Raw genomic sequence first — 3,603 nt, forward strand, 5'->3', positions numbered from 1 at the left:
GTCCCCACCGGCCGGTGGGGACGGGGCCCTCGTCGCGTGTCGGTCGCCGGTCAGGCGCGGGCGGCGCCCAGCGCCTCGGCGGCCATCCGGTCCAGCCGCTCGGCCACCTGCAGCGCGGTCACCGGGCGCTTCCCCACCGGGGCGAGGCACTCGGACACCAGCGCGGCCTCCTCGTCGGTCAGGCCGGGGGCGATCGCCGGCTCCGCGCTCATCACCCGGCGGATGGCCAGCAGCGGCTCGCCGTCGGGCAGCTCGCCGTACAGGCCGGTGCCGGTGAGCGCCCGGTTGAGGGTGGCGCCCAGCGCGAACACCTCGGTGGCCCGCGAGGGCCGGTCGCCGCGCAGCAGCGCCGGGTCCAGGAACTCCACCGAGGCGGCGCTGGCCATGCCGGTCAGCGTGACGCCCGGCGCGAGGTAGCGGGCCAGGCCCAGGTCGGAGAGCTTGCCGCCGTCCTCGGTGAGCAGGACGTTGGCCGGCTTGATGTCGCCGTGGGTCAGGCCCGCCTCGTGCAGCGCGTGCGCGGCGTGCGCGGCGTGCGCCACCGCGCGCAGCACCTCGCCGCGGCTCAGCGGCCGCGCCGGGGCGGCCAGCGAGCCGAGGGGGCAGTACTCCATCGCGTACAGGAAGCTGTCCTGCAGCACGGCGTCGTAGACCCTGACCAGGTACGGCGAGGCCACCTGGGCGAAGGCCCGCAGCTCCCGCACACCCCGCTCGTAGGCCTGCTCGCTGTGGCTGCCGGTGAAGACCTTCACCGCGACGTACTCGTCGGGCAGGCCGAGCCGCGCCGGCGGGCGGGCGAGGTAGAAGCGGCCGTTGTTGCCCTCACCGAGCACGCGGACCACCTGGTAGTCCGCGATGGTGGCAGGCGCCGCGCCCACCAGGCCGACGGCATCCATGCATGTCCTCCTGAAACGCTGTCTCCCCGGCCGCGCCGGGACGCCGCGGTGCGCGGCAGCGGCACAGTGTGCCGGGGGACCTGCCGTCCGGGAACCGGTTCGCGCCCGCCGAGATGCCGCGCGCACGCGCCCCCTACGACCGGACCGCCGCGGCTAGCATCCGCGCCCGGCGTGGCCCCGGTGCCCGGTGTCCGCCCTCCCCACCCGACCACCGCGCGGTCCCACGCGGCGCGGACAGCTACGCCCGGAGACCCTGTGGAAGCCCGCCCCATCGCCGAGATCATCGCCTATGTCTTCGTGGACCTGGCCGTGATCATGATCATCGCCCGACTCATGGGGCGGCTCGCCGTGCGGGTCGGCCAGCCGGCCGTCGTCGGCGAGATCGTCGCCGGCATCATGCTCGGCCCGACGCTGCTCGGCGCCCTCCCGGGCGACCTGGACACCCTGTTGTTCCCCCTCGACGTCCGGCCGTTCCTCAACGTGCTGGCGCAGCTGGGCCTGGTCCTGTTCATGTTCCTCATCGGCCTCGAGGTGGACCTGTCCTTCATCCGGGGGCGGGAGAAGGTCGCCGTCTCGGTGTCGCTGGCCTCGATCCTGCTGCCGTTCGCGCTCGGCGTGCTGCTGGCGGCCTACCTGCACACGCAGCACGACGTCTTCACCGACACGGACGGCGAGACGTCCGCCATCCCCTTCCTCGGGTTCGCGCTGTTCCTCGGCGTGGCCATGTCCATCACCGCGTTCCCCGTGCTGGCGCGCATCCTCGCCGAGCGGCAGATGCACCGGATCCCGACCGGCGTGCTCGCGCTGGCCTGCGCCGCCGTCGACGACGTCCTCGCCTGGTGCCTGCTGGCCGTCGTCGTGGCGATCGTGGCCGCCTCGTCGTTCACCGGCGTCGTGCTGATCCTCGGCCTGTCGGTGGTCTTCGCCCTGGTGATGTTCCTGCTGGTCAAGCCGCTGCTGCGGGTCCTGGTCACCCGCTACGAGCGGCTCGGGCAGCTCACCCCGGAGATGCTCGCCGGCGTCCTCATCGGCATCCTCGCCAGCGCGTGGGTGGCCGAGGAGATCGGCATCCACTTCATCTTCGGCGCCTTCCTCTTCGGCGTCGTCATGCCGCGCAAGGGCGCCGCCCGGCTCAACCACGAGATCATCGACCGCCTCGAGCAGGTCAGCGTGCTGCTCCTCCTGCCGGTCTTCTTCGTGGTGACCGGCCTCAACGTCGACGTCGGCGCCATCGACCTCGCCGGCCTCGGCGAGCTCGGCCTGATCCTGCTGGTGGCCATCTCCGGCAAGTTCGTCGGCGCCTTCGCCGCCGCCCGCGCCATGCGGGTGCCCCGGCGCCAGGCCACGGCGCTGGCCACGCTGATGAACACCCGCGGGCTGACCGAGCTGGTCATCCTCAACATCGGCGTGCAGCGCGGCGTCCTCGACGGCGAGATGTTCACCCTGATGGTGATCATGGCCGTGGTGACCACGGTGATGGCCTCGCCGCTGCTCAACGTCATCTACCCCAAGCGCGTCCTGCAGCGGGACATCGCCGCCGCCGAGCGCGCCGCGATGGGCCTCGAGGAGGCCTACACCGTCGTCGTGGTCGTCGACGAACCCGAGCGGGACGCCGCCCTGGTCGACCTGGCCTGCGACCTGGTGGGCCGCGAGTCGCCCGCGCAGGTCGTCGTCACCCGGGTGGTCCGCCGCTCCCGGCCCAAGCCCGAGGTGTCCAGCGGGCTGGGCGCCGACCTCGAGCTCATGGCCACCGTGGCCGGGGAGCTGCGGGAGCTGGCGCGGCAGGTCGAGGCCCGCGGGCTGAAGGCGTCGGTCGCCTCGCGGTTCAGCGAGGACCCGTGGGCGGAGGTAGCCGACCTGGCGGCCAGCAGCGAGGCCGACGTCGTCCTGGTCCGCAGCGGCTGGGGCATCGTCGAGGGGGCGCTCGCCGTCGACGGCGCCGGCACCCCCTGGCCGCCATCGCTGCGCGGGTCGGTGGTCACCGTCGCCGGCGAGCTCGGCGAGGCGGGCCTGCAGCCGGGCGGGCCGGTCGCGGTGCTGCAGGACGGCGACGCCTCCGGCCGGGCCGCCCTCCGGCTGGCCGCGCACGCCGCGGTGGGCCGCCGGGTGCCGCTGCAGCTGCGGGCCGCCGAGGGCCGGCGGGGCGTCCGGCGCAATGTCGCCGACTCGCTGCGCAAGGCCGGCGTCGAGATCGCCGCGGAGACCGAGACCCTGCCGGCCCTGCTCCTGGCGCCGGCCGGTGCGGGCCCCGTCCCCGCCGCCGACGACCTGACGCCGATCCTGCTGGTGCACGCCGGCACGGCCGACAGCGACCGGGACATGGACGAGACCCTGGCCGGCATCGCCGCCCGCCCCGGGGCGCTCTGACTCCCGCTCCCCCACAGGCCCGGAGCCCACGTCCCGTTCGAGGGGACGCGGGCTCCGTCGTTCCCGGGGACCGCCGGCGCCGTCCCCCGCGCGGGCCCCGAGCGGGCTGGTGCTCTGCACACGGGTGGGGGCAGAGCACCAGCCTGCCGGGACACCTCCTGGCGGGCGTGCGGGGCACGGGCGGCGGGAGGTGGCTCCTCCCGCGCACGCTCGTGCTCTGCCCCCCGGTGTGGGCACAGCACGTGCGCGCGGGGTCCCTCCCGCCGTTCACCGCCGGCGGAACGGCGGGGGTGGGCGCGCCTGCCGTTTGCACAGGTTGCCCAGCGCCCAGCCCAGGCCG

At 75.0% G+C, this 3,603-nt stretch carries 2 protein-coding genes; one reads left to right on the forward strand and one right to left on the reverse strand.

The features are described from left to right. Window positions 1-50: 50 nt before the first annotated feature. Window positions 51-896, reverse strand: a complete 846-nt coding sequence (locus ACI79L_RS23875) for a protein kinase domain-containing protein (protein ID WP_456939179.1) — start codon at window positions 894-896, stop codon at window positions 51-53. A 255-nt stretch (window positions 897-1,151) separates the two neighbouring features. On the opposite strand from ACI79L_RS23875, the gene ACI79L_RS23880 reads away from it, so the two are divergent. Further along, window positions 1,152-3,263, forward strand: coding sequence for a cation:proton antiporter (locus ACI79L_RS23880; protein ID WP_456939180.1), 2,112 nt, complete (start codon window positions 1,152-1,154; stop codon window positions 3,261-3,263). The last annotated feature ends 340 nt before the right edge of the window (window positions 3,264-3,603 follow it).

The sequence above is a fragment of the Geodermatophilus sp. SYSU D00684 genome, from assembly GCF_054050455.1.

What these genes read in the sequence shown, in the direction of transcription:
- ACI79L_RS23875 (WP_456939179.1), bottom strand. Translation starts at nt 896, where the DNA reads ATGGATGCCGTCGGCCTGGTGGGCGCGGCGCCTGCCACCATCGCGGAC.